The sequence below is a fragment of the Pseudomonas eucalypticola genome (genome assembly GCF_013374995.1).
Classification (GTDB): domain Bacteria; phylum Pseudomonadota; class Gammaproteobacteria; order Pseudomonadales; family Pseudomonadaceae; genus Aquipseudomonas; species Aquipseudomonas eucalypticola.
This window is the reverse complement of the sequence record NZ_CP056030.1, coordinates 3,509,965-3,534,111: the sequence shown is the minus strand read 5'-3', so window position 1 is coordinate 3,534,111 and position 24,147 is coordinate 3,509,965. Positions and strand designations below refer to the sequence as shown.

Genomic DNA, 24,147 nt, shown 5'->3' with positions numbered 1-24,147 from the left:
CAAGCCCCCTGGCGCCGTATCTTTGTCGCCTGATCAACGAATTGCATCCTTGCGATCATCTGTAGAGGGCATCATGAGCGGCGCTGGCATAAATTGGGACAACCTGGGTTTCGATTACATCAAGACAGATCTGCGCTTCCTGTCGGTATGGCGCGACGGCGCCTGGCAGGAAGGCACCCTGACCGAAGACAACGTCCTGCACATTGCTGAAGGCTCGACGGCGATTCACTACGGCCAGCAGTGCTTCGAGGGCCTGAAGGCCTACCGTTGCAAGGACGGGTCGATCAACCTGTTCCGCCCTGACCAGAACGCCGCGCGCATGCAGCGCAGCTGCTCGCGCCTCCTGATGCCCCACGTGCCCACCGAGATGTTCATCGAGGCCTGCAAGCAGGTGGTTCGTGCCAACGAGAAATTCATTCCGCCCTACGGTACCGGTGGCGCGCTGTACCTGCGCCCGTTCGTGATCGGCGTGGGTGACAACATCGGCGTGCGTACCGCCCCCGAGTTCATCTTCTCGGTGTTCGCGGTGCCGGTTGGCGCCTACTTCAAGGGTGGCCTCAAGCCGCACAACTTCTCCATCTCCACCTACGACCGCGCGGCGCCGCAGGGTACCGGTGCAGCCAAGGTCGGTGGCAACTACGCCGCCAGCCTGCTGCCCGGCGCCGACGCGAAGCAGCACAACTTCGCCGACTGCATCTACCTGGACCCGCTCACCCACTCCAAGATCGAAGAGGTCGGTTCGGCCAACTTCTTCGCCATCACCGAGCACAACGAGTTCGTCACGCCCAAATCGCCGTCGGTACTGCCGGGCATCACCCGTCTGTCGCTGATGGAATTGGCGGAAAGCCGCCTGGGCCTGAAAGTGGTCGAGGGCGACGTGTTCGTCGACCAGCTGGACCAGTTCAAGGAAGCGGGCGCGTGCGGCACTGCCGCGGTGATCTCGCCGATCGGCGGTATCCAGTACAACGACAAGCTGCACGTGTTCCACAGCCTGGAAAGCGTCGGCCCGGTGACCGTCAAGCTCTACAACGAGCTGACCGGCATCCAGTTCGGCGATGTCGAAGCCCCGGCGGGCTGGATCGTCAAGGCCTGATGCCTGATGGCGGGAGCTGGCCAGCCAGCTCCCGCACGCCCGTGGCCGTTACAGCTTGTAGCTCACCGACACCGTGAAGTTGCGCGGGTCGCCGTACAGCGCCTGGTTGTAGAAGCCGATCATGCTGTAGTACTTCTTGTCGAACAGGTTGTCCAGGTTGAAGCCCAGTTGCACCTGGTCGGTCAGGTCGTAGCGGGCCATCAACGACGTCAGGGCGTAGGCGCCTTGCTCTACCTTCACCGTCCCCAATGCGCTGGTCGCATCCTCGTAGAAGCCGCTCTGCCAGCGCGTACCACCGCCCACCGTCAAACGGTCCAGCGCCCCGGGTAACCGGTAGGTGGTGAACAGTTTCGCCGTGGTGCGTGGCAAGGCGCTGCTCAGCCGTGAACCATCGCCCTGGCTGGCGGTGTAGTGCGAATACCCGAACATCAGGTTCCAGTCCTGGGCCAGTTCACCCTGCAGGTCGAAGTCGAAGCCCTGGGACTTGGTGCCATTGGCGGCATAGTAGGCTTGCGCGCCGGTGACCGGCACGTAGTTGCCGGTGTCGGTCTGCGCGACGTTGTCCAGGCGCACATCGAACACCGACAGCGAGGCATTGACCCGACCATCCAGGTAACTGGCCTTCAAGCCCACCTCGCGGTTCTTGCCGGTGGTCGGCTGCAGGATCTTGCCACTGCTGTCGCTGTAGCTTTGCGGGTTGAAGATCTCGGTGTAGCTGGCGTAGGCCGAATAGGTGTCGTTCAGGGCGTAGATCACCCCGGCATAGGGGGTGAAGCGCCCGCGGGTCTTGTAGTCGAACAGGGTGCCGGCGGTGTCCTGGCTGATTTCGTATTCACTCACACGGCCCCCGATTATCACTTTCAACGGGTCAGTCACCGACAGCCGCAACGCCGCATAGGCCCCGCGCTGCTTGATCAGGGCGTCGGTCGCGCTCCAGGAGGCGGCGCCGAAGTCGGGCATGGGGAATTCGCCGTTGGCCTCCAGAACACCGCCGGGGTACACGAAGCCGGTGCCCAGGGCATGCTCCTTGCGCCGCGAGTCCATGTAGCCCACGACGGCCTCGTGCTCGCGACCCAGCAGGGTGAAGGGGCCGCTCGCCATCAGGTCGACGCTGTTCTGCCGGTTGGTGTCCTTCTCGGCAAGGGCCAGTGGGTAGAGCCCTGTGCCCAGATAACCCAAGGTGGAGAGCAGGCGCTCGTCATTGGTGGTCTGGCTGTGGTCCAGCGCCAGCCGTACGTTCCAGCCGTTGTCGAAGCGGTGTTCCAGGTTGGCGAAGGCCGTCTGCTGGCGCGTGTCCCAGCGGCTCCATTTCGCCGCCAGCGAGGCCGAGCGCGAGTAGTGCGCGCGTGAGCCGTCGCTGTTGAACAGCGGCATGCCGCCCCACGTCACCCCCGTGGGGGTGTTGTCCTGGTCTTCGTAGCCCACGCTCAGCGTGGTGTCGTCGGTGAGGTCGGCGTCCACCACCCCGTAGTACGCCTGTTTTTTCGCCTGGTAGCGGTCCAGGTAGGAGTGGCCGATCTCTTCCACCGCCACGAAACGCCCACGCACCCGGCCGTCGGCGCTCAGCGGGGTGGAAAGGTCCACGGTGCCGCGGTAATTGTCCCACGAACCGCCGCTGACGCTGGCCTTGAGGGAGAAGTCGGGGGTGGGGTGCTTGCGCACCAGGTTGATGGACGCCGATGGGTTGCCGGCCCCGGTCAGCAGCCCGGTGGCGCCGCGTACCACTTCCACGCGGTCATACAGCGCGGTGTCCAGGAAGCTGGTGCCGGGGGTGAAGGCGGTGGGGATGCCGTCGAACTGGAAACTGTCGATCTGAAACCCGCGGGAATAGAAATACGCTCGCCCGGTGTCGTAGGTCTGGGTCGACAGGCCGGTGGTGCGGGCCACCACCTGGTCAACCGAGTCCAGTTGCTGGTCATCCATCGCCTGGCGGGTGACCACGGTCACGCTTTGTGGCGTTTCCTTGAGCGACAGCGGCAGGCGGGTAGCGGCGGCCGTCTGGCCGGTGGTGTAGGCGCGGGTGTCTTCGGTGGTGGCCGAATCAGCGATGCTCTGGGCGTCGACGGTGGTGCTGGGCAGGTCGACGGTGGTCGCGGTCGAACTGGCGGTGGCGGCCCTGGCGGGCAGGGGCACCGCCAGGGTGACGAGCAGGGCAACGGACAGCGAGGTAAGCCTGTGGGGGCAGGGCGCGGACATGCGCATCTTCGGTTCCTTGAGCAGCGAGTGGGAGAATGCAGGAGAACGCCGGGGCGCCCGGCGAGGGGCGCGCGCTCAGCAGAGCCATCGTTTCGAAGTGATGGCCTGATGATGTTGCGACGCATTCTCAGTGCTGTCGCCGCTCGGGTAAATGCCGCCTCGCGCACTTATGAAGTGCGTCTTCTGCACTTCCGCTGCGCCGTGTTGCACGGCTAACCTGCCGTTGACACACGCCAAGGAGTAACCACATGTCACTCGACACGACCCGCTTCGCCGTACATGACGTCAGCCGCTTTCCGCTGGTTTATTTCCGTGAACAGGCGGTGACGCCTGGTTACGCCAGCCAGTGGGAAACGGAAACCACTGCGCTGGTGGAGAATGGCCGGCCCTTCGTGCTGATCTACGACCAGTTGCGCCAGGAAGAAACTACCGAAGACCGCCGTCAGCGCGGTGTCTGGCTCAAGCACAACAAGATTCCGCTGGCCACGGTGTGCAAGGCGATGATCAGCATCGAACCTGACGAGCAGCAGCGCGCCGAGGCTCGGGCGCGCGGGGAAATGGCGGTCAAGGCCTTCGGCATCGCGCACCTGGCCGTGGCTTCGGAACAGGAAGCCGTGCGCCAGGCCCTGCCCCTGGTATGCCTGACCTGAACCTGCCCTGGCTAGCTGCAGGCGCTGGTTTTCCAGCGCCTGCGGGGGTCAGGCGCGGCCGCTGACGAAGTGGCCCGGGTCATTGTAGCCCGGTGTCGAGGGGTGCCCTGGCGCTACCAGGCTGTCGATGAAAGCCTCGTCCTCAGCCGTGATGCTCACCTGCAGCGCACCGCCGTAGGTGTCCCACTGCGCTTCGGTACGCGGCCCGACGATGGCCGAGCTGACGCGGGGGTTGTTGAGCACCCAGGCGATGGCGAACTCGACGATGCCCACGCCCTTGTCCTCCGTGTACGCCTGGATCTGCCGGGCGATGTGCAGGGATTCGTCGCGCCACTCGGTTTCCAGAATACGCTTGTCCTGGCGCCCCGCGCGGCTGCCGGCGTCGGGGGCCGCGCCAGGCGTGTACTTGCCGCTGAGCACGCCGCGGGCCAGGGGGCTGAAGGGCACCACACCCAGGCCGTGGTAGGCCGCGGCGGTCAGTTGCTCGGTCTCGACCTGGCGGTTGACGATGTTGTACAGCGGCTGGCTGGCCACCGGCTTGTCCACGCCCAGGCGCTGGGCCACGTTGACGATTTCGGCCAGGCGCCAGCCGCGGAAGTTGGACACGCCCCAGTGGCGGATCTTGCCCTGGCGCAACAGGTCGCCGATGGCGCTCACGGTCACCTCCAGCGGCGTAGTGAGGTCATCGCGGTGCAGGTAGTACAGGTCGATGTAGTCAGTGCCCAGGCGTGTCAGGCTGGCTTCCACGCCGTTGAAGATATGCTTGCGGCTCAGGCCGCTGCGGTTGGGCACGCCGTCGGCGGGACCGAAGCCGACCTTGGTGGCGACAATCCAGTCATGGCGGTGACGGGCCACGGCTTCGCCGACGATTTCCTCGCTGCGCCCGCCGTTGTAGACGTCGGCGGTGTCGATGAAATTGATCCCCTGGTCCCAGGCCTTGTCGATGATGCGCAGGGCATCCTCGGTGGCCGTCTGCTCGCCGAACATCATGCTGCCCAGGGTCAGGGCGGAAACCTTCAGGCCACTGTGGCCCAATGCACGGTAAATCATCGGTGACATCCCTTTGCGGTGGAAAGCCTCAAAGGTACGCCGGGTGGCCCCGGCGCCGCCAGTGCTCTTTACGCCATCAGGGCCAGGGCAGGCCAGGTCAGGCGCGTTTGCCGGCGACCTTCCAGGCTACCGCGCTACCCACCACGATGAGCCCTGCCAGTGCGTACAGTGCCGCGTCGGTGGAGCCCGTCTGGTCCTTGATGAAGCCGACGATGTAGGGGCTCAGGAACCCGGCCATCTGGCCTACCGAGTTGATGATCGCCAGCCCGCCCGCGGCCACCCCCGCGCTCAGGCGCGCCGTGGGCAGGGGCCAGAACATCGGCAGGCCGGTGAGGGCGCCCATGGTGGCGATGCTCAGGCCGACGATGGCGATGGCCGGGGTGGCGGCGAAGTTCACGGCGATCACCAGGCCCGCGGCGCCCATCAGCATCGGCACCACCAGGTGCCAGCGGCGTTCGTTGCGCAGGTCCGCCGAGCGGCCCACCAGCAACATGAACACACCGGCCAGCAGGTAAGGAATGGCGCTCAACCAGCCGATCACCAGGGCATCGCTGAAGCCCAGGTTCTTGATGATCGACGGCAGCCAGAAATTGATGGCGTATACGCCGCTCTGAATGCAGAAGTAGATCAGCCCCAGCACCCAGATCAGCGGCGTGGCGAACACCGCGCCCAGGCTGTCACGCTGCTGCGCAGGTTTGTTGCGGGCGTCCTCGGCCAGGTCGCTTTCCACCACGTGGCGTTGTTCGCTGGTCAGCCAGGTGGCCTTGGCGAAGCTGTCGCTGAGCAGGAAATAGGCCAGCGCGCCCAGCACCATGGTCGGAATGCCCTGGATCAGAAACATCCACTGCCACGCCGCCAGGCCGTGCTGGCCCACGGCGAAGTGGTTGAGGATCCAGCCGGAGAACGGGCTGCCCAGCAGGCCGGACACGGGAATGGCCGACATGAACAAGGCCATGATGCGGCCACGCCGGGCATTGGGAAACCACTGGGAGAGATACAGCACGATGCCGGGGAAGAAGCCCGCTTCGGCAGCGCCGGTGAGCAGGCGCAGCACGTAGAATTCCATGGGCGTGGTGACGAACAGCAGGCAGGTGGACAACCCTCCCCAGGCCAGCATCATCACCGCGATCCAGCGCCGCGGGCCGAAGCGGGTCAGCGCCAGGTTGCTGGGCAGGCCGCACAGCACGTAGCCGATGAAGAAAATACCGGCACCCAGGCCGTAGATGGTTTCGCTGAACTTCAGCGCGTCGAGCATCTGCAACTTGGCGAACCCGACGTTCACGCGGTCCAGGTAGTTGAACAGGTAACAGACGAAGATGAAGGGGATCAGGCGCAGGGTGATGCGCCGGTACACAGCGTCCCTGACGCTGGAAGTGCCATGGTCAAGGGCGGTTGGGGTAGACATGCAATTTCTCTCTGTTTTTATGTTATTCGCGGCTATCGTGAGCCACCCTTGAGTGTCTGTGACGAAGCAGGCACTGTCTTTGTGTGTTTGCACAGGCATAGAGCGCCCCGGCTGTGCAATTCTACAGACGCGTTTATCAGGATTTCTCCAGACCATGTTTGAACTCGATCACGACCTTGCGCAAGACATTGTCGACCGCGCGATGGCCATTCTGCCCTGCAACGTCAACGTCATGGACAGCCAGGGGCTGATTCTGGGCAGTGGCGAGCCGGAACGCATCAACACCCGCCACGAAGGCGCCCAACTGGTATTGGCCAACGGCCGGGTGGTGGAACTCGACGCCCAGGCCGCGCAGTGCCTGAAGGGCGTGCAGCCGGGGGTAAACCTCCCGCTGCTGCTCGATGGCCGGCTGATCGGCGTGCTGGGCCTGACCGGCGACCCGGCGCAGTTGCGCACGTTCGGCGAACTGGTGCGCATGACCGCCGAGATGCTGGTGGGCCAGCGCCGCTTGCAGGTGGAACAGCATTGGCGGCGCCAGCGCTGCGACGACCTGCTGGCGCTGCTGCTGGACGGCGACGACTCGCCGCGGTTGCTCGACGAGGCCCGGCAAATGGGCCTGAAGCCTCAACTGTCGCGCACGCCGTGGCTGTTCGAGCTGCACGCGGCGCAGGGTAGCGATGCCATGGCCGCCTGGCTCGCGGGCCGCTACCCCGACAGCTGGTGCCTGAGCCCGGCCGCCGGTTCGCTGCTGTGGTGCCGGCCCGCCAGCGTCGTAGTGGATGAGCAGCGTCTGCTGGACAAGCTGGGCGCCCAGGGCTGGGCGGTGGAGCGCGTGGCGCTGGGGCAGCCGGCCGATGACTTGGCCACGTTGCGCCGCGGCTACCGCGGCGTGCGCGACGTGCTGGCTTACGGCCGTGACATTCTGCCCGGCCAGCGCTGCCTGACCCTGGCGCGCCTGCGCCTGCCGGCCATGCTTTGGCGCCACCGGGGGGACGACAGCCTGGAGGAATGGCTGGGGCCGTTGCATCGGGTCATGGCCAAGGACAGTGGCGGCCAGTTGCTGACCACCTTGCGTGCCTGGTGCGACCACGACGGCCAGAGCCAGGCCTGCGCCGATGCCCTGGGTATCCACCGCAACAGCCTGCGCTACCGCATGGAGCGCATCGCTGAACTGAGCGGCATCGACCCGAACCGCCTGGAAGGCATGCTGACCCTGTACCTGGGGGTGCAACTGCTGCCGGCCGATTTGTCGAAATGAACAACAAAGCGCCGCCAGCCTTGTGCAGGGGCCTGGCGCAGAGCGGCCGGGCAACTGGCAGCATGGGCCGTACAAGAAACTGGAGTAACCGTCATGAAAATCGTCATCGCCCCCGACTCGTTCAAGGATAGCCTCAGCGCCGCCGGCGTCGCCGTCGCCATCGCTGAAGGCCTGGCCCAGGCGCTGCCCCAGGCCCAGTTGCTGCAATGCCCCATGGCCGATGGAGGCGAGGGCACCATGGAGGCGATTCTGGCGGCCTGTGACGGTGAACTGCGTACGGAAACCGTCGAGGGCCCGCTGGGTTCGGCGGTGCAGGCACGCTGGGGCTGGCTGGCCGACAGCGCCACGGCCATCATCGAAATGGCTGAAGCCAGTGGCTTGCAATTGGTGCCCCTGGCCCAGCGGGACGCCTGCGCCAGCAGCACCTTCGGCACCGGCGAACTGATTCGCGCGGCCCTGGACGCTGGCGCGCGGCGGGTCATCCTGGCCATTGGCGGCAGCGCCACCAACGACGCCGGCACCGGCATGCTCCGCGCCCTGGGCCTGGACGTGCGCGACGCCAGCGGCGCGGCCCTGGCCAAGGGCGGGTTGGCCCTGGCCCAGGTCCAGAGCGTCAACCTCGAAGGCCTGGACCCGCGCCTGGCCGAGGTCACTTTCGAGGTGGCCGCCGATGTCGACAACCCCTTGTGCGGCCCCCACGGCGCCTCCCACGTATTCGGCCCGCAGAAGGGCGCCAGCCCCGAACAGGTGCGGCAACTGGACGCCGCGCTGGGACGCTTCGCCGATCACGCCGCCGGGGTGCTGGGCCGCGACCTGCGTGAAGCACCGGGCGCTGGCGCGGCAGGGGGCATGGGCTTCGCCGCCAAGGCCTTCCTGAACGCCACCTTCCGCCCTGGCGTGGAAGTGGTGGCTGAACTGGTGGGCCTGGCCGAGGCGGTGGCGGGGGCCGACCTGGTGATCACGGGCGAAGGGCGTTTCGACGCCCAGACACTGCGCGGCAAGACACCGTTTGGCGTGGCCCGCGTGGCCCGCGCGGCCCAGGTGCCAGTGGTGGTCATCGCCGGCACCCTGGGCGACGGCTACGAACAGATGTACGACCACGGCGTCAGCGCCGCCTTCGCCCTGGCCAGCGGCCCGATGACCCTGGAACATGCCTGTCGGAACGCGGCGCCGTTGCTGCGCGAACGTGCCCGTGACATCGCCCGCCTGTGGGCGCTGCGTCACTGCTGAAGGGCATAGCCCCGTCAACGAAATGTATTAGACCTTGGTGCGATGCAATGTCGCGCCCAGGTATGACATCGTATCTGTGCTGTTACGCCTTTCAATCGACCTTTTGCGTCGCGTGTCTGTCAGACCTTGCGCTGACTTCGTACTTATAAAGAAGGTTCTTCACGGGCTGTAGAGAAAGTTGTGGCACCACCACCCATCCGCAGTGGACAAACAAGGCGGACTAGGCGATTTCACAGGCATAACTGGCCCGAAACAGATGTGGGAGTGGGGGGCGCCGAGCCCTTGCCCGGGAAGCGCCGCGCGGGCGGCGCTCGGTTTCAAACGCGCAGGAAATCCCAAGACATGCGTCTTTCTGCCTTGACGCGGTTGCAAGCCGGGGCTACAGGATTGTTCATCGGAGTTGCTGGCTCGAGATTGCAGCAGGGCTACCAAGCTCCAGGCGACGTTGTTGTGTCGCCGTTGTGATCGAGCGCCGTCCGCACGGCGCTTCCCGGGCAAGGGCTCGGCGCCCCCCCACTCCCACATCTGTTTCGAGCCAGTTATGCCTGTGAGATCACCTAGTCCGCTTTGTTTGTTCACTAAAGATCTTTGTAAGCATCACCAACTTTCCTGGCAATTCGTGAAGAACCATAAAAAACCTAAGCCGTCGCAACGCTGCACTCGGTATAGACCGGGCGGTCGTCGCGCGCCTTTCATCATTCTGGAGAAAACGCACTATGAGCACAGACCGTGCTTCCACGCCGCGTCGCCTGCTGCCGAGCCTGCTCGGCGTGGTGATGCTGCTGATGGGCCTGGCCCTGTTGGCCGGCGGTATCAAGTTGGCCACATTGGGTGGCTCGTTGTACTACCTGTTGAGTGGCCTCGGCATCGCCCTGACTGGCGCGTTGCTGTTGGCGGGCCGGCGCGCCGCGTTGCCGCTGTACGCCCTGGTGCTGTTCGCCAGCACCCTGTGGTCGCTGTGGGAAGTGGGCCTGGACTGGTGGCAACTGGTGCCACGCCTGGCCTTGTGGTTCGTGCTCGGCCTGGTGCTGTTACTGCCCTGGTTCCGCAGGCCGCTGCTGGCGGGCGTGCCCTATGCCCTGGGCACCGGCACCCTGAGCGTGGCCGTGGTCCTGGCAGGCGCCACCGCCATCGCCAGCCAGTTCACCCACCCAGGTGAAATCCAAGGCCAACTGGACCGCGACACCGCCGGTACCGCCAGCGGCGCCCCGGCCATGCCCGAGGGCGACTGGCAGGCCTATGGCCGTACCGCCTTCGGCGATCGCTATTCGCCGCTGGCGCAGATCACCCCGGCCAACGCCGACAAGCTGCAACCGGCCTGGACCTACCGCACCGGCGACATCCCCGGCCCTAACGACCCGGGCGAGACTACCGCGGAGAACACCCCGCTGAAGGTCAACGGCATGCTCTACGTGTGCACCCCGCACAGCAAGGTCATCGCCCTGGACCCGGACACCGGCAAGGAAATCTGGCGCTACGACCCGCAGATCAGCACCCAGAACGCCGCCAACTTCAAAGGCTGGGCGCACATGACCTGCCGTGGTGTGTCGTACCACGATGACGCGGCCTATGCCGCCAGCGGACAGAGCCCGGCCGCCGCGGCGAACGCCTGCCCACGCCGGCTGTTCCTGCCCACCGCCGACACCCGCCTGATCGCCCTCGACGCCGACACCGGCAAGGTCTGCGAAGGCTTCGGCGACAAGGGCCAGATCGACCTGCGCGCCAACATCGGGACTTTCGCCGCCGGCGGCTACTACTCGACCTCGCCACCGGCCGTGACCAAGGACCTGGTGGTCATTGGCGGCCACGTCACCGACAACGTCTCCACTGACGAACCCTCGGGTGTGGTGCGTGCCTATGACGTGCACGATGGCCACCTGGTATGGAACTGGGACAGCGGTAACCCCGATGACACCACGCCTATCGCCCCGGGCCAGCACTACACCCGCAACTCGCCGAACATGTGGTCGCTGATCAGTTTCGACGAGAAACTGGGCCTGATGTACCTGCCCATGGGCAACCAGATGCCCGACCAGTGGGGCGGCAACCGCACCGAGGCGTCGGAGAAATACAGCGCTGGCGTCACCGCCCTGGACATCGCCACCGGCCACGTGCGCTGGACCTACCAGTTCACCCATCATGACCTGTGGGACATGGACGTGGGCGGCCAGCCCAGCCTGATGGACATCAAGACCGCCGACGGCATCAAGCCGGCGGTGATCGCGTCCACCAAGCAGGGCAGCGTCTACGTACTGGACCGCACCAACGGCCAGCCGATCGTGCCCATCGACGAAGTCCCCGTACCGGGTGGCGCAGTCACCGGCGACCACACGGCGCCTACCCAGCCCAAGTCGCAGCTCAACTTCATGCCACCGGTGATGACCGAGCGTGACATGTGGGGCGTGACCCCGTTCGACCAGATGCTGTGCCGCATCGACTTCAAGCAACTGCGCTACGACGGCGCGTTCACGCCGCCGTCGCTGCAGGGGTCGCTGGTGTACCCAGGTAACTTCGGGGTGTTCGACTGGGGCGGTGTGTCGGTCGACCCAGAACGCCAGATCATGTTCGTGAACCCCAACTACATGGCCTTCGTCGACAAGCTGGTACCCGCCTCGGACGTAGAAGGCGGCCCCGCCCGCAAGAGCGAGACCGAAGGCATCCAGGCCAACAAGGGCGCGCCCTATGGCGTGATCATGAACGCCTTCCTGTCGCCCATGGGCCTGCCGTGCCAGGCGCCGGCCTGGGGCTACGTCGCAGCCGTGGACATGACCACCCACCAGGTGATCTGGAAGCACAAGAACGGCACCGTGCGCGACAACTCGCCGGTACCGCTGCCGCTGACCATGGGCGTGCCCGCATTGGGCGGCACCTTCATGACCAAGGGCGGCGTGGCCTTCCTCAGCGCCACCCTGGACCAGTACCTGCGTGCCTATGACGTGCGCAACGGCAAACAGTTGTGGGAAGCCCGCCTGCCGGCCGGCGCGCAGACCACGCCGATGACCTACACCGGCAAAGACGGACGCCAGTATGTGCTGGTGGTCGCCGGTGGTCATGGTTCGCTGGGCACCAAGCAGGGTGACTACGTGATGGCGTTCGCGCTGCCCAAGTAACGCGATGGCCTGATGCGCAGCATCAGGCACACCGCATTGTCCGCTTTCCGAGCGTGCGTCCGGTCCCACAATGGTCCTCTGCAGGGCCTTGGTCACCCTGTGGGACCGGGCGAAGCTCGGGAAGCGGGCAACTCGTACTGGCTGACACACTCAGTCGCCTCATTCGCCAGCCAACCGTGCGGGTGCCGGTTGAACACGTTTTCGGTATGGGTGCTGACGAATTCGGTCATGGTTGCGCGCGCGCGAGGTCCTTAACCTGTGGGTACTCAATCACCACAGGACTACGCCATGAGACTCACCCTGACCTTCGCTGCCCTTGCCCTCGGTTTCGCGGCCGCCAGCGCCCACGCCGAGCCTGCCCAGACCTATGCCTACGGCCAGAAACTCGACATCGCCCGCGTCATCGACGCCGGTGACATCCCCGACGTGTGCACCGTGGTCCCGGTCACCATGGTCTACGAAGACAGCCAAGGCCAGCGTCATTCGCTGGTGTACCGCGTGATGGGCAAGGGCTGCTCCAACTAAGCGGTTCCGCTATCCTTGGTCCACACCCCCTGGACCGAGCTCTTCATGAATTTGCGCCAATTGTTGTACTTCAAGACCATTGTCGAGCGTAAATCCATCGCCGCTGCCTCCGAGGCACTGCACATCGCCCAGCCCCCTTTGAGCCAGCACCTCAAGAGCCTGGAAGCCGACTACGGCGTGCAACTGTTCGAGCGCCAGGGCCGCGGCCTGCTGGTCACCGACGCGGGGCTGCACCTGTACCGGCGCGCGTGCGAGCTGCTCAGCCTGGCTGATGAAATCGATGCCGAAATGCGCGGACTGGCCCAGGGCATCAGTGGCAAGGTCAGCATCGGCACGGTGACTTCCGGGGTCGGTTGCGTGGCGCGCGTCATGGCCGACCTCAAGCGGCAACTGCCGCAAATTCTCTTTTCCGTCTACCACGCTGAGCCCGCTGCCCTGGAGGACATGCTCCAGGCCCGCCAGCTGGACTTCGCCGTGAGCCAGTGGCCGGTGACCAACCCTCTCTTGCATACCGTTGCCCTGCAACCCTTGGCGCTGATGGCCGTGGAAGCCTTGCCCGGTCGGCTGCCCGAGGGCAGCACATGCACCCTGGCCGAACTGGCCCGCTTGCCCCTGATCGTGGTGCGCCGGCGCCAGGGCCACGGGTTCTACGAACGCGTGCAGCAGGCCTTCGCCGCGGCGGGGCTGCGGCCCGAGGTGGCGTTCGAGTGTTCGGACATCGCCGCGGCGCTGGCGTTGGCGGCGGCGGGGGCAGGGGTGGCGTTGTTACCGGTGTGGCCCGGCGAAACGGTGCAGTCGGGCCTGCACCAGCGTCGGGTCGAAGACCTACCCAGCGAAGAGCGCCTGGTGCTGACCTGGCTGGCCGAGCGCGACCGGCTGCCAGCGGTGGCCCAAGCGGTGAAAGCCTTCGAGCAACTGATCGCTGACTGAACCGGGTTCGGCGAAGCCCGGCAACCCGGCACCACGTTGGTCGCTCAAGCGTGGTCGGGCTCGATGACCACCGTGCAGGTGGTCCCTGCCGCCAGCACCGTGCCCTGGGGTACCGCATCCAGGTGAATGCGCACGGGCACCCGCTGGGCCAGCCGCACCCAGTTGAACGTAGGGTTGACGTCGGCCACCAGCTCGCGGCTTTCAGGGTTGTCCCGGTCGTAAATGCCGCGCGAAATACTCTCCACATGCCCCCGCAGCACGTCACCACTCATCATTTCCAGCCGGGCCGGGTCACCCACATGGACGCGGGGCAGCTTCGACTCCTCGAAATAGCCATACACCCAGAAGGAATGCCGGTCGACCACGGCCATTTTCGCCTCGCCCACCTTGGCGTAGTCGCCAGGGTGCACATTGAGGTTGGTGACGTAGCCATCGGTGGTGGCCAGCACTTGGGTGCGGCTCAGGTTCAGCTCGGCGGCAGCCAGTTCGGCCTGGGCCTGCTGGTAGTCGGCCTGGGCAGCGTTGGCGGTGTTGCCGGCGTCTTCGCGGCTTTCCCTGGACACCACCAGGCTGTCCATGTCAGCGCGGCGCTTGGCATTGACTTCGCGCATCTGCCAGGTCGCCTTGCGTGAGGCCACCAGCGCCTTGGCCTGGGCCACGGCCGCCTGGTAATGGTCGGGGTCGATGCGCATCAGCACATCGCCTTTTTTCACCAACTGGTTGTCGTGCACCGGCACGGCCACCACCACGCCGCTGACGTCCGGCGCGACGTTGATGATGTCGGCGCGCACGCGCCCGTCGCGGGTCCAGGGCTGGGCCATGTAATGATCCCACACGGTGTGCCCCAGCAGGGCGGCGGCAGCGACTACCACCAGGGTAGCCACCACGCTGAAGAATGTTTTCATTGGGGCGATCTCAACGGTAAACGGTCAGCGCCAGGGCGCTGAACAGGCAAATGAACAGGCTCAGGCGCACCAGTGGGGCGTGCCAGAAGAACCGGTACAGGTTCAGCGCGATCAGCAACCGGTCGAGCGACCAGGTCAGCAATGCGCCGACGGCCAGCAACAGCAGCAGCGTGGGCAGGTAGAGTTCCAGGAACATCAGTTCGCGGGGCATGGGCGACTCCGGGTCACAGCTGGGCCAAGGGCGAGCGAGGGTTGAGCAGCGCGCTGCGGATGAAGTGCAGGTACGCGGCCGCTGGTTGCGAGGGTGATTGCGCCAGTGCCTCGTCCAGCGCCTTGAGCGCTTCGTGGCGGCGCGCCACGGCGGGGCGTTCGAACAGCTGTGTCAGCGCCTCGGCCACGGCCGCCGGGGCCTGTCCCAGTTCGCGCAGGCGCACCAGGGCATGCCCCACGTCCTGAACGCTGAGGGCCCATTGCAGCAGGTTGTCTTGCACGGGCGGGCGCGCCGCGGCCAGTGACGTGGCATGTTGCAATACGTCGCGGTTACGGCTTTCGAAGCGCTGGCGCAGGTGTTTGAGGCGACCGTGGGCGGCAAAGCCTACCTGGCGCCGCAGGTCCTGTTGCAAGTGGCGCCATGCCCAGGGCGCGTGGGTGGGGAGCACCACCGCGCCGGCGATGGCGCAGACCCCGAAGGCGATGATATTGGCGATACAGTCGTTGATGAAACCGGTGGGGTTATAGACCGTCAGGTTGGCCGGGATCGCACCGGAGGCGAACGTGATCAGGTAGCCCAGGCCGATCCCCATGGTCGACAGGCGCGTGGTCAGGAACCCGCCCAGCAGCAGTGCCGGGGCGAGCACGAAGCACAGCAGCACGAAGCCATCGATGTGCGGGTACACCAGGAAGTATTCGACAAACCCCACCACGCTGCTGAGCATCACACCCATGCCCATCTGCACGCCGGCGCGCCAGGGGTTGGGCGTGGACGCAGTGAGGCTGATGCCTGCGGCGGCGGAAATCACCAGGCTGACGCCGCTGGGCCAGGCCGTGGCCAGCCAGAAGCTGGCCGCCAGCGCCACCGTGATGAAGCCGCGCAGGCCCGAAGCAGCGCACACCCACAGGTTGGTGCGCGGGGTGAAGCCCACCGCCCATTGCTCGCGGGGGTGGCGGTGGCTGGCCAGGGACGCGTGGGTGCGGGCGTAGTCGAGCAATTCGTGCAGCAGGCCCATGAGCAACTCGCCGGCAGTATCCAGGTCTTGCTGGTGCAGGGTGGCCGGCAAATGCGCCAGGCGCTGGGCCGTCATGTGCTGCAGCGCCTCCAGGCGCGCCACTAGCGGCACAGCGCTGGCGCCGTCCAAAGGCTGGTCACGATAGTCTTCCAGCAACCGGAGCAACCCGGCCAGTGCCGGGTGCAGGTCGTGCCAGGCAGTGGGCGCTTCATGGCGCAGGCGTTCAAGCTGCTGGTACAACGCGTTGAAGCGGGTGGTGCACTGCATGAACTCACTGTTCAGGCGGCTCAGGCGGCCACTGCGCAGGTGGGTCAGCGGGTCTTCGAACACGGTCACGCTGCGCAGGTGTTCCAGGCCCACGGCCTCGGCCACCAGGCGCCGGTTGTGCTGGGCAAACGCACCTTCGGGCAGGCGCCCCTGGAGGCTGTCGGCGGCGAAGGCGGCAAAGCTGCCCAGGCGTTTGCCCAGCAGCGCGCGCAGGGCGGTGCGGCTGCTCTGGGGGAAAATCACGGCCGAGACCACGCCACTGCAGATTACCGCCAGGCCGATCTCCACCGCGCGCCAGACCGCCGACAGGTAGACGCCCTCGGGGTGCGTCAAGGCAGGTACGCCGACGATCGCGGCGGTGTAGCCGGTCAGCACGAAGGCATAAGCCTGGAAGTTGCGGTAGCGCGCCGACAAGCCGCAACACAGCCCTACCCACAGCGCCAGGCAGCCGAGAAACACATCGCTGTGCTGGCCGAACAGGGCGATCAGGGTGACCACCACCACCAGGCCCAGCAAGGTGCCCAACAGGCGCCAGGCACTCTTGGCGATCACCGGGCCGCTTTGCGGCTGCATCACGATGAACACCGTGACCAGGGCCGTGGACGGCTGGGGCAATTCCAGTCGCAGCGCTATCCAGTAGGTGAGGAAAGCCGCCGTCAGCAGTTTGGCCAGATAAACCCAGGTTACCCCATCGCGTTGCGCCCAGGCCTGCAAGGCCGGGCGCCATTCGGTAGCCAGGCTCATAGCGCCTGCCCCTTGCGCAACAGTGCAAGGCCGGGCTTGGCCGGCTGCGCGCGGGTCGGGTCGGGGCTGTCGCTGCCGGCCCGCACGCCGCCGCCCAGGGCAGTCACCAGGGACGCTTGGGTCTGCAACCGCGCGGCCTGCACCTGCTGTTGAACCTGCTGTTCACGGAACAGTTGGGTTTGCGCATTCAACACATCCAGGTAAGCGGTCAGACCACGCTGGAACGCTACCCGGGCGATGTCATAGCTGCGCTGGGCGGCGGCCACGCCCTGGTCGGCCAGGGCGGCCTGGCTGTCCATGGAGCGACGGCGAATCAGCTGGTCACTGATGTCCTTGAGGGCTTGCACCAGCGTCTGGTTGTACTGGGCCACGGCCACGTCATAGCCGGCCGAGGCTTCGCCCAGTTGGGCACGCAGGCGGCCGCCGTCGAAGATGGGCAGGCTCAGGGCTGGGCCTACGCTGGCGCCGAGCTTGTTGGCGGTGAGAAATTCCAGCACGCCGCCGCCGGTGCCGCTGAAACCCAGGCTGGCGCTCAGGTCGACGTCGGGGTAAAAGCCGGCGCGGGCCACGTCGATCCCTCGGGCCTGAGCGTTGACCCGCCAGCGGCTGGCCACCACGTCTGGGCGCTGGCCCAGCAATTGCGCAGGTAAGCGCGCGGGCAGGGCCAGGGGCGCTGCCAGGGCCAGGGCCGGGCGCTGCAAGCGGTGGGCAGCGCCGGGCCCTTTGCCGGCCAGCGCGGCGAGCTGGTTGCCGGTGAGGGCGATGGCCTCGTCCAGGCCGTCGATCTGGCGGCGCGTCTCCGGGAGTGCGGTTTGCGCCTGGCTGACTTCCAGTTGGGTGCCGATGCCATGGTCGAAACGTTTCTGCGCCAGGTTCAGGATCTGCTGCTGTTGCTTGAGCAGTGCCTGCAGGATGTCGCGCTGAGCATACTGTTCCGACAGCTGAATGTAGCTGCGCACCAGGTTGCCCTGCAGCTCGAGCTGCGCCGCGCGCCCTTGCGCGGCGGCGGCATGGGCGGCGTCCAGGGCCTGCTCGGTGGCGCTCTGCTCGCGGCCCCACAGGTCCAGTGAGTAGCTCAGGCCCAAGGCGGCGTTGTTGTCGAAATTGGTGACGTCGGCCAGTTCGCCAGGGCCGTAGTAGTTATCGGTTGGCCACTTGTGCCGGGTGATCGATGCCTTGGCATTGAGCTGTGGCGCTTCATTGGCTTCGGTGATGCCCGCCATCGCCTTGGCCTGGCGTACCCGTGCAGCAGCCTCGGCCAGCGTCGGGCTGTTGCGCTGGGCATCCTCGACCCAGGCGTTCAACTGGGCATCACCATAGGCCTGCCACCAGCGCTCGGCGGGCCACTGGGCATCGAGGCTGGCCTGGGCAATGGCGCTATCGGTCTGCAGGTGGTTGGCCGCCATGGGCTGGCTAGCAGGCCCTATCCCATGGGTACTGATGCAACCGCTGATTGTTAACGTGATTGTCACTACCGCCAGGGGTAACGCACAGGTCGAGAAAATTCGTTTCACCGCTGGTCAATCCCCTGGTAGGCCCGTTGGTTCTGGATGAAAGCGGATTTTACCGGGTGCCGACCGATGCAATAAACGCAACAAAACATGATTGTTTGTTGTAATTAATTTTATAATCGCGCTGCTGGCGCTTGCCAGGGCATCACGCTGCCACCCTTGTCCGCCGAGGCGACGATGAACATTTTTCAACACATGCGTGCCTTCGTGGCCGTGGCCCAGACCGGCAGCTTCACCCTGGCGGCGGAGCAGATGAACACCACGACCGCCAACCTGTCCCGGGCCGTGTCGAACCTGGAAACCCACCTGCGCACCCGGCTGCTCAACCGTACCACCCGCCGTATCGCCATGACCGAGGCGGGCAAGCGCTATTACCAGCGCTGTGAAAGCATCCTGGCTTCGGTGGCCGAAGCCGAATCCGAAGCGCAGGCCACCCAGGACTACGCTGCCGGCAGCCTCAAGGTGCACGCCATGGCCGGCATCGGCATGCACTACGTGATCGAGGCAATGGCCGATTACCGCGAACGTTTTCCCGAGGTCAGTTTCGACTTGCACCTGAGCAACCGGGTGCCGGACCTGATCGAGGAGGGTTTCGACGTGTCCATCGTGCTGGCGGCGCAGTTACCCGACTCCGGTTACATCTCCCAGCGCCTGGGGACCATCTACAGCGTGCTGTGCGCTGCCCCGCGCTACCTGGAACGTCGCGGCGCGCCGCAGACCCCGGCAGAGCTGGAAGACCACGAATGCCTGCTGATGAGCAGTGTCGCCTACCCGGACAACCGCTGGCAGTTCGAGGGCCCCGACGGCCCAGTGGTGGCTGCGCTGCGGGCCTCGCCGTTTCAGGTCAATGCCATCGATGCCATGCGCGTGGCCATTCGCAGCGGCATGGGCATCGGCGTGCTGCCCAGCTACTCGGCCATCGACGGCCTGCGCAACGGCGAACTCAAGCGCGTGCTGCCGGGCTACCGGCTGCAGCGCTTGAACCTGTACGCCATCTACCCCTCGCGCCTGTACCTGGACGCCAAGATCCGCACCTGGGTCGAGCACCTGCGGGCCTCGTTGCCCCAGGCGCTGGCCGAAGAGGAGAGTGATTTGAATGAACAGGTGGAGGCGCGGGGTTGAAGCACCCGTTGTCAGGTCGGTGAGACGTTCGTCTTTGGCGCCCGACCCAGGAGTTTGCCAGCCACCCAGGGCCACCCCTGGGCGACCCCGAATACCGCTTCCATCAGGGTAAACCCCAGCACCAGCGCACTGGCGCCGTTCGCCACCGCGACGACCTGCCACACCGCGAACAAGCCTCGCGCCAAGGCATCGTAAGCGCCCTGTTCCGGGCGGGTGTGGCACAGCCGCAACAGCGCCCACACCACCACTACGCTGCCCAGCAGGTTGGCGAGCAGCATGTGCACGGGGTCAAGCAGCGGCGCGGGCGCACCCAGGCCCAGCCGGGTAGAGACCTGCCCCAGTTGGCTCACCACCCAGTGCATGCTCCAGGGGGTGATGAAGGCGCCGGTGGCCAGCAGGTCATACCAGGCGCTGGTGCGCACCAGGCGCAGGTAACGAGGGGTATCCATGTTCGTGACGCTCCAGAATGATAGAGTCGCCAGGCTAAACCCTGGTGCAGGGTCCAGGGTCAAGGAGAAATCATGAAGATCGGGCAAGTGGCCAAGGCGGCGGGCGTCAGTTGTGACGCGTTGCGTTTCTATGAAGAGCGCGGGTTGATTCGTTCCACCCGGGCAGCCAATGGCTACCGGCACTACCACCCGGATACGGTGCAATTGGTGCATTACATCCGCACCGCGCAGCAACTGGGTTTCAGCCTGGCCGAGGTGGGGGAGAACCTCCCCGCGCTGTGGCAGAGCAGCAACGAGCCTGCCGAGCGGCTGGCGGCAGTGTTCGCGCAGAAGCTGGCCGCCATCGACGAGCGCATCGCGCAGTTGCAGGGCTTGCGCCGGGCGTTGAGCGAGCGGGCCCAGGCGGTGTGCCCCCTGGCGCCGGGCCTTGACGACAGCCATACGCGCGGGTGACCCTGCGCCTTCGATGTCTCACCGCAAAGGACCCTCCATGGCTGACAGTCCCCTCCGCATCACGGGCAAGGTACTGCTCTCGGACAACTGGTACCTGCTGACCAAGTACACCTTCGACCTGCGGCGGCGCGATGGCACCTGGCAAACCCAGCACCGCGAGGTATACGACCGTGGCAATGGCGCGACCATCCTGCTGTACAACCTGGCGAGGCGCACCGTGGTGCTGGTGCGCCAGTTTCGCCTGCCGTGCTTTCTCAACGGCAGCGATGGCTACCTGATCGAAACCGCTGCCGGGCTGCTGGACAACGCCAGCCCCGAGGAGCGCATCCGCCTGGAAGCCGAGGAGGAGACGGGCTACCGGGTCAAGGCGGTGGAAAAGATCTTCGACGCCTTCATGAGCCCCGGCGCGGTCACCGAGCGCATTCACTTCTTCATCGGTGAATACGAGGCGCATGACCGGGTCAATGCAGGCGGCGGCCTGGAACACGAAGGGGAGGACATAGAAGTGCTGGAACTGGGCTTCGACGAAGCCCTGGCCATGGTCAGCAATGGCCAGATCAACGACGGCAAGACCATCATGCTGCTGCAGTACCTGGAACTGCGCATCATGCCGAGCCGTCGCTGATTCGCCAGCGCGTCCTCAGCGCTGCAGCACCTGGGCGCCGGCCTGGCGGGGCAGTTTCACCGCATCCAGCAGCGCCATCAGGCCCAGCACCGCGATGCCGATGAACGCCACGCGAAAATCGCTGGGCTGGGCATGGGCCGCATGGTGCTGGACGCTCATCGACAGGCGCAGCAGCAGCGCCGCGGCGGCCACGCCCACGCCCATGCCCAGTTGGAAGAACATGCTGAACAGCGTCGAGGCTTCGCTCATGCGGTCCTTGGGTACGTCCGCGAAGCCGATGGAGTTGTAGCAGGTGAACTGCATGGAGCGCGACAGGCCGCCGATGAACAGCACCAGGGCAGCCAGCGGCCAGGGGGTCTCGGCGCTGAACAGCGCACAGGCAGCGATCGAGGCCACGCCGATCAGGCCGTTGACCAGCAGCACCTGACGGAAGCCGTAGCGGCGCATGATCGCCGTGGTGAAGGGCTTCATCGCCAGGTTGCCGGCGAACACGGCCAACACCAGGGTGCCGGCGTATACCGGGGAAAACCCGAAGCCTACCTGGAACAGCAGCGGCAGCAGGAACGGCAGGGCGCTGATGGCGACGCGAAACAGCGAGCCGCCGAATATGCTGACGCGGAAAGTGTCGATGCTCACCGAACCCAACGGCAACAAGGGCGTTGGATGGCGACGGCAATGGCGAATGGCGAGCGCCGCCAGTACCCCGCCCGCCACCAGCAAACCGACGCCGGTGCCCAGGTGTTCACCACTGCCCAGCCACTCGAGGCCCAGCATCAATGCCGCGCAGGCACCGGCCAGCAGCAGGAAGCCGAGGCTGTCGAAGGGGCGCGCGGTTTCAGCAGTGCCTTTCGGCACGCTCCACAGGGCCCAGGCCAGGGCGATCAAGCCCAGGGGCAGGTTGACGTAGAAAATCCACGGCCAGGACGCATGGGTCACGATCAGGCCACCCAAGGGCGGGCCGAGGATAGGCGCCACCAGACCTGGCCAGGTGATGACGGCGATCATCTTGACCAGGTCTTTCTTCTCGGTGGTGCGCAGCACGGCCAGGCGCCCCACGGGCACCATCATGGCGCCGCCAATGCCCTGCAGCACGCGCGCGGCAACGAAGCTCTCAAGGCTCTGGCTCAGGCCGCACCACAACGATGCCAGGGTGAACAGGCTGATGGCCAGGGAAAACACCCGGCGGGTGCCGAACCGGTCAGCGACCCAGCCTGACAGCGGAATGAAGATAGCCACCGCCAGCAAATAGGCGCTGATGCCGATGTTCAGGTCCACGGGGGCCTTGCCGAATTGCTCGGCGATCTGTGGCAGCGCGGTGCTGATCACCGTGGCATCGAGGTTTTCCATGAAAAAAGTCACCGCGACCAGGAGGGCGATCCAGGTGGCGGGCGGGGTACGTTCGGCGGGCACTGTGGGGTTCCTTGTGTGGCCAGGGGGTAGTGTGCCTGTGGCAAGCGCTTTGTAACAGGGTTTTGCGGGCGGCGCTCGATCTCAAGGGCGCCAACAACATCCTGCCACGGCCGTGGGCAACTGGAGAAAGCCTCAACACAGGCACTACGCCCCCCTGGATAATCGGGTGTCCCTCAACACCCTTCGAAAACTACCCGCTCCGGCACCCGCGTCATCAGCACGTGCCCCCCGCGGATCGACACCCGCGCCTTGGCCTGGCGCCGCACCGCTTCATAATCACTTTCGGCATCCAGCACTACCAGGTTCGCCGGCCGGCCCACCTCAACGCCATAACGCTCGCCCAGGTTCAAGGCGCGGGCGCCGTTGTCAGTCACCAGGTCAAGGCTGCGCGCCAGGTCTTCGAAGCCCATCATGTGGCAGATGTGCAAACCGGCATCCAGCACGCGCAGGATGTTGCCGTTGCCCAGCGGGTACCAGGGGTCCTTGATCGAGTCCTGGCCAAAGCACACGTTCAGGCCGGCGCGGTCCAGCTCGGCCACGCGCGTCACGCCGCGGCGCTTGGGAAAGGTATCGAAGCGGCCCTGCAGGTGAATGCTCTCGGTGGGGCAGGAGACGAAATTGATGCCCGATTGCTTCAGCAGCCGGAACAGCTTGGAGCAATAGGCGTTGTCGTAGGAGCCCATCGCCGTGGTATGGCTGGCGGTCACGCGGCTGCCCATGCCGCGCACCCGCGCTTGTTCGGCCAGCACTTCAAGAAAGCGCGAGTGGGGGTCGTCGGTCTCGTCACAGTGCACATCCACCAGGCAGCCTGTGCGCTCGGCCAGGTCCATCAGGAACGTGATCGAACTGACCCCCTGTTCCCGGGTGTTTTCGAAGTGCGGGATACCGCCTACCACGTCGGCGCCCATGTCGATGGCTTGTTCCATCAGTGCACGGCCGTTGTCGAATGACTCGATACCCTCCTGCGGGAAGGCGACGATCTGCAGGTCGACCAGGTGGCGGGCCTCGTCGCGCACCTCGAGCATGGCCTTGAGCGCAGCCAGGGTCGGGTCGGTGACGTCGATGTGGGTGCGCACGTGCTGGATGCCATGCTCGGCCAACATGCGCAAGGTGGTGTGGGCACGCTGTTTGGTGTCTTCGTGGGTAATGGTCGCCTTGCGTTGGCCCCAGCGCTCGATGCCTTCGAACAGCGTGCCACTCATGTTCCATTCCGGGTCGCCCGCGGTGAGGGTGGCGTCCAGGTGAATATGGGGCTCTACCAGTGGCGCGATCAGCAACTGCCCGTTGGCGTCGATGTCACCCGGGCGGGCGACGACCGGGGCGGCCTGGGGGGTGATGGCGCCGATGGTGGCGCCGTCGCACGTCACGGTGAACAGGCCCTGACGTTTGCGCAGGGTGGCGTTGATGATGTTCATGGTCGCTCCTTGAGCGGGGCCTCGGCCATGCGCCAAACCCGCGGCGCCACCGAAGCATTCAGGCGGAAAAAGGCCTCATCGAGCAGTTGCTCGTCGAGCGGTTCAATGGTCAGGCTCACAGCTCCTCCTGCAAATGGGGGGGGCGCTGGCCGCTCAGGTGCAGCATCATCCAATAACTGGCGGCGAAGGCGGCGATGCCCACCAGCGGTGCGACCCACGGCGAACTATAGGCCGCCACCGCGCCCACTGCATACGCCGCCAGCCCCGCCAGCTTGCGGCCGGCGAACATGGCGCCGGTGAAGAAGGTGACGCAGAAGAGCACTGGGGTGAGGGACAGCAAGCCTTTGCGGCCGTCGCCGGGGGCGTCGGTCAGGGGGCAGTCGCTGGTTGAGTTCATTGTCTGGCTCCATGCGCGGTTGGGGGGTAGGCTTGAAGGAGCAAGTTGCGGGCCATTGCGATGAACTGCATCAGCCCAGGCACCGCGTTTCCCCTGTGGGACCGGGCGTCAGCTCGGGAAGGCAACACCGCGTAAACCCCTGCCCACCGCGCCACCCGTTTCCCGAGCTTCGCCCG

General features: G+C 65.9%; 21 protein-coding genes and 1 pseudogene. 10 read left to right on the top strand and 12 right to left on the bottom strand.

Annotated elements, in window-relative coordinates:
- Nucleotides 1-73: 73 nt before the first annotated feature.
- Complete coding sequence (locus HWQ56_RS15680; RefSeq protein WP_158158892.1) at nt 74-1,093, top strand: branched-chain amino acid aminotransferase; 1,020 nt, start codon at nt 74-76, stop codon at nt 1,091-1,093.
- 48 nt (nt 1,094-1,141) lie between these two features.
- Here the strand turns inward: HWQ56_RS15680 and HWQ56_RS15675 are convergent, their stop codons facing one another.
- Complete coding sequence (locus HWQ56_RS15675) at nt 1,142-3,295, bottom strand: TonB-dependent siderophore receptor (protein WP_245217763.1); 2,154 nt, start codon at nt 3,293-3,295, stop codon at nt 1,142-1,144.
- A 242-nt stretch (nt 3,296-3,537) separates the two neighbouring features.
- Here HWQ56_RS15675 and HWQ56_RS15670 point away from each other — a divergent pair, with 242 nt between their 5' ends.
- The gene (locus HWQ56_RS15670) at nt 3,538-3,939 is read left to right on the top strand and encodes a hypothetical protein (protein ID WP_176571085.1); all 402 of its coding nucleotides are present in this window, start codon (nt 3,538-3,540) and stop codon (nt 3,937-3,939) included.
- A gap of 48 nt (nt 3,940-3,987) precedes the next feature.
- Here HWQ56_RS15670 and HWQ56_RS15665 read toward each other — a convergent pair whose 3' ends face one another.
- The gene (locus HWQ56_RS15665; RefSeq protein ID WP_158158887.1) at nt 3,988-4,989 is read right to left on the bottom strand and encodes an aldo/keto reductase; all 1,002 of its coding nucleotides are present in this window, start codon (nt 4,987-4,989) and stop codon (nt 3,988-3,990) included.
- A gap of 97 nt (nt 4,990-5,086) precedes the next feature.
- On the bottom strand, nt 5,087-6,394 hold the full coding sequence (locus HWQ56_RS15660) for an MFS transporter (RefSeq protein ID WP_176571084.1): 1,308 nt from the start codon (nt 6,392-6,394) through the stop codon (nt 5,087-5,089).
- 154 nt (nt 6,395-6,548) lie between these two features.
- Between HWQ56_RS15660 and HWQ56_RS15655 the strand changes: the two genes are divergently transcribed.
- The 5 genes from HWQ56_RS15655 (at nt 6,549) to HWQ56_RS15635 (ending at nt 13,447) form a co-directional block, all read left to right on the top strand.
- A complete protein-coding gene (locus HWQ56_RS15655) occupies nt 6,549-7,652 on the top strand; it encodes a sugar diacid recognition domain-containing protein (RefSeq protein WP_158158883.1) in 1,104 nt (367 codons plus the stop codon).
- Between the two features lie 93 nt (nt 7,653-7,745).
- Entirely contained in the window at nt 7,746-8,882 is a 1,137-nt protein-coding gene (locus HWQ56_RS15650) for a glycerate kinase (RefSeq protein ID WP_176571083.1), read from the top strand.
- Between the two features lie 716 nt (nt 8,883-9,598).
- The gene (locus HWQ56_RS15645) at nt 9,599-11,992 is read left to right on the top strand and encodes a glucose/quinate/shikimate family membrane-bound PQQ-dependent dehydrogenase (protein WP_176571082.1); all 2,394 of its coding nucleotides are present in this window, start codon (nt 9,599-9,601) and stop codon (nt 11,990-11,992) included.
- A gap of 288 nt (nt 11,993-12,280) precedes the next feature.
- On the top strand, nt 12,281-12,517 hold the full coding sequence (locus HWQ56_RS15640) for a DUF2790 domain-containing protein (RefSeq protein ID WP_158157885.1): 237 nt from the start codon (nt 12,281-12,283) through the stop codon (nt 12,515-12,517).
- 45 nt (nt 12,518-12,562) lie between these two features.
- Entirely contained in the window at nt 12,563-13,447 is an 885-nt protein-coding gene (locus HWQ56_RS15635; RefSeq protein ID WP_158157886.1) for a LysR family transcriptional regulator, read from the top strand.
- A 44-nt stretch (nt 13,448-13,491) separates the two neighbouring features.
- On the opposite strand, the gene HWQ56_RS15630 is transcribed toward HWQ56_RS15635, so the two are convergent.
- From HWQ56_RS15630 to HWQ56_RS15615, 4 genes are read right to left on the bottom strand one after another with little or no spacing between them, the layout of a single operon-like run.
- On the bottom strand, nt 13,492-14,352 hold the full coding sequence (locus HWQ56_RS15630; protein ID WP_158157887.1) for an efflux RND transporter periplasmic adaptor subunit: 861 nt from the start codon (nt 14,350-14,352) through the stop codon (nt 13,492-13,494).
- A gap of 10 nt (nt 14,353-14,362) precedes the next feature.
- Nucleotides 14,363-14,563 (bottom strand): DUF1656 domain-containing protein, encoded by a 201-nt coding sequence (locus HWQ56_RS15625; RefSeq protein WP_158157888.1) that lies wholly within the window; start codon nt 14,561-14,563, stop codon nt 14,363-14,365.
- A 13-nt stretch (nt 14,564-14,576) separates the two neighbouring features.
- Nucleotides 14,577-16,589, bottom strand: a complete 2,013-nt coding sequence (locus HWQ56_RS15620; protein WP_176571081.1) for an FUSC family protein — start codon at nt 16,587-16,589, stop codon at nt 14,577-14,579.
- Complete coding sequence (locus HWQ56_RS15615; RefSeq protein ID WP_176571080.1) at nt 16,586-18,103, bottom strand: efflux transporter outer membrane subunit; 1,518 nt, start codon at nt 18,101-18,103, stop codon at nt 16,586-16,588. Before HWQ56_RS15615 ends, HWQ56_RS15620 begins: the two co-directional genes overlap by 4 nt.
- 174 nt (nt 18,104-18,277) lie before the next feature.
- Here HWQ56_RS15615 and HWQ56_RS15610 point away from each other — a divergent pair, with 174 nt between their 5' ends.
- Complete coding sequence (locus HWQ56_RS15610; protein ID WP_158157891.1) at nt 18,278-19,222, top strand: LysR family transcriptional regulator; 945 nt, start codon at nt 18,278-18,280, stop codon at nt 19,220-19,222.
- 11 nt (nt 19,223-19,233) lie between these two features.
- Here HWQ56_RS15610 and HWQ56_RS15605 read toward each other — a convergent pair whose 3' ends face one another.
- Nucleotides 19,234-19,671, bottom strand: a complete 438-nt coding sequence (locus HWQ56_RS15605) for a hypothetical protein (protein ID WP_158157892.1) — start codon at nt 19,669-19,671, stop codon at nt 19,234-19,236.
- Between the two features lie 72 nt (nt 19,672-19,743).
- Between HWQ56_RS15605 and HWQ56_RS15600 the strand changes: the two genes are divergently transcribed.
- Nucleotides 19,744-20,124 carry a MerR family transcriptional regulator gene (locus HWQ56_RS15600; protein WP_176571079.1) on the top strand — a complete coding sequence of 127 codons (381 nt, stop codon included), beginning with the start codon at nt 19,744-19,746 and terminating at the stop codon, nt 20,122-20,124.
- A 37-nt stretch (nt 20,125-20,161) separates the two neighbouring features.
- On the top strand, nt 20,162-20,749 hold the full coding sequence (locus tag HWQ56_RS15595) for an NUDIX hydrolase (RefSeq protein ID WP_158157894.1): 588 nt from the start codon (nt 20,162-20,164) through the stop codon (nt 20,747-20,749).
- A 15-nt stretch (nt 20,750-20,764) separates the two neighbouring features.
- Here the strand turns inward: HWQ56_RS15595 and HWQ56_RS15590 are convergent, their stop codons facing one another.
- From HWQ56_RS15590 to HWQ56_RS29470, 4 genes and pseudogenes are all read right to left on the bottom strand, one after another.
- Nucleotides 20,765-22,159 (bottom strand): MFS transporter, encoded by a 1,395-nt coding sequence (locus HWQ56_RS15590; protein WP_245217761.1) that lies wholly within the window; start codon nt 22,157-22,159, stop codon nt 20,765-20,767.
- Between the two features lie 173 nt (nt 22,160-22,332).
- Nucleotides 22,333-23,574: a cytosine deaminase gene (gene codA, locus HWQ56_RS15585; protein WP_176571078.1), complete on the bottom strand. Its 1,242-nt coding sequence runs from the start codon at nt 23,572-23,574 to the stop codon at nt 22,333-22,335.
- Nucleotides 23,571-23,693: a hypothetical protein gene (locus HWQ56_RS29260; protein WP_280634410.1), complete on the bottom strand. Its 123-nt coding sequence runs from the start codon at nt 23,691-23,693 to the stop codon at nt 23,571-23,573. The genes codA and HWQ56_RS29260 overlap by 4 nt, the downstream gene beginning before the upstream one ends.
- A pseudogene (locus HWQ56_RS29470) lies at nt 23,690-23,845 on the bottom strand (cytosine permease); the annotation flags it as partial. The pseudogene HWQ56_RS29470 and the gene HWQ56_RS29260, both read right to left, overlap by 4 nt.
- Nucleotides 23,846-24,147: the final 302 nt, after the last annotated feature.

Excerpts from the sequence above, each read along its gene's own strand:
- HWQ56_RS15665 (WP_158158887.1), bottom strand. The coding sequence starts at position 4,989 with ATGATTTACCGTGCATTGGGCCACAGTGGCCTGAAGGTTTCCGCCCTG.
- HWQ56_RS15620 (WP_176571081.1), bottom strand. The coding sequence starts at position 16,589 with ATGAGCCTGGCTACCGAATGGCGCCCGGCCTTGCAGGCCTGGGCGCAA.
- HWQ56_RS15605 (WP_158157892.1), bottom strand. The coding sequence starts at position 19,671 with ATGGATACCCCTCGTTACCTGCGCCTGGTGCGCACCAGCGCCTGGTAT.
- codA (WP_176571078.1), bottom strand. The coding sequence starts at position 23,574 with ATGAACATCATCAACGCCACCCTGCGCAAACGTCAGGGCCTGTTCACC.
- HWQ56_RS15595 (WP_158157894.1), top strand. The coding sequence starts at position 20,162 with ATGGCTGACAGTCCCCTCCGCATCACGGGCAAGGTACTGCTCTCGGAC.
- HWQ56_RS15660 (WP_176571084.1), bottom strand. The coding sequence starts at position 6,394 with ATGTCTACCCCAACCGCCCTTGACCATGGCACTTCCAGCGTCAGGGAC.
- HWQ56_RS15655 (WP_158158883.1), top strand. The coding sequence starts at position 6,549 with ATGTTTGAACTCGATCACGACCTTGCGCAAGACATTGTCGACCGCGCG.
- HWQ56_RS15640 (WP_158157885.1), top strand. The coding sequence starts at position 12,281 with ATGAGACTCACCCTGACCTTCGCTGCCCTTGCCCTCGGTTTCGCGGCC.
- HWQ56_RS15610 (WP_158157891.1), top strand. The coding sequence starts at position 18,278 with ATGAACATTTTTCAACACATGCGTGCCTTCGTGGCCGTGGCCCAGACC.
- HWQ56_RS15600 (WP_176571079.1), top strand. The coding sequence starts at position 19,744 with ATGAAGATCGGGCAAGTGGCCAAGGCGGCGGGCGTCAGTTGTGACGCG.
- HWQ56_RS15680 (WP_158158892.1), top strand. The coding sequence starts at position 74 with ATGAGCGGCGCTGGCATAAATTGGGACAACCTGGGTTTCGATTACATC.
- HWQ56_RS15630 (WP_158157887.1), bottom strand. The coding sequence starts at position 14,352 with ATGAAAACATTCTTCAGCGTGGTGGCTACCCTGGTGGTAGTCGCTGCC.
- HWQ56_RS15645 (WP_176571082.1), top strand. The coding sequence starts at position 9,599 with ATGAGCACAGACCGTGCTTCCACGCCGCGTCGCCTGCTGCCGAGCCTG.
- HWQ56_RS15675 (WP_245217763.1), bottom strand. The coding sequence starts at position 3,295 with ATGCGCATGTCCGCGCCCTGCCCCCACAGGCTTACCTCGCTGTCCGTT.
- HWQ56_RS15650 (WP_176571083.1), top strand. The coding sequence starts at position 7,746 with ATGAAAATCGTCATCGCCCCCGACTCGTTCAAGGATAGCCTCAGCGCC.
- HWQ56_RS15635 (WP_158157886.1), top strand. The coding sequence starts at position 12,563 with ATGAATTTGCGCCAATTGTTGTACTTCAAGACCATTGTCGAGCGTAAA.
- HWQ56_RS15625 (WP_158157888.1), bottom strand. The coding sequence starts at position 14,563 with ATGCCCCGCGAACTGATGTTCCTGGAACTCTACCTGCCCACGCTGCTG.
- HWQ56_RS15670 (WP_176571085.1), top strand. The coding sequence starts at position 3,538 with ATGTCACTCGACACGACCCGCTTCGCCGTACATGACGTCAGCCGCTTT.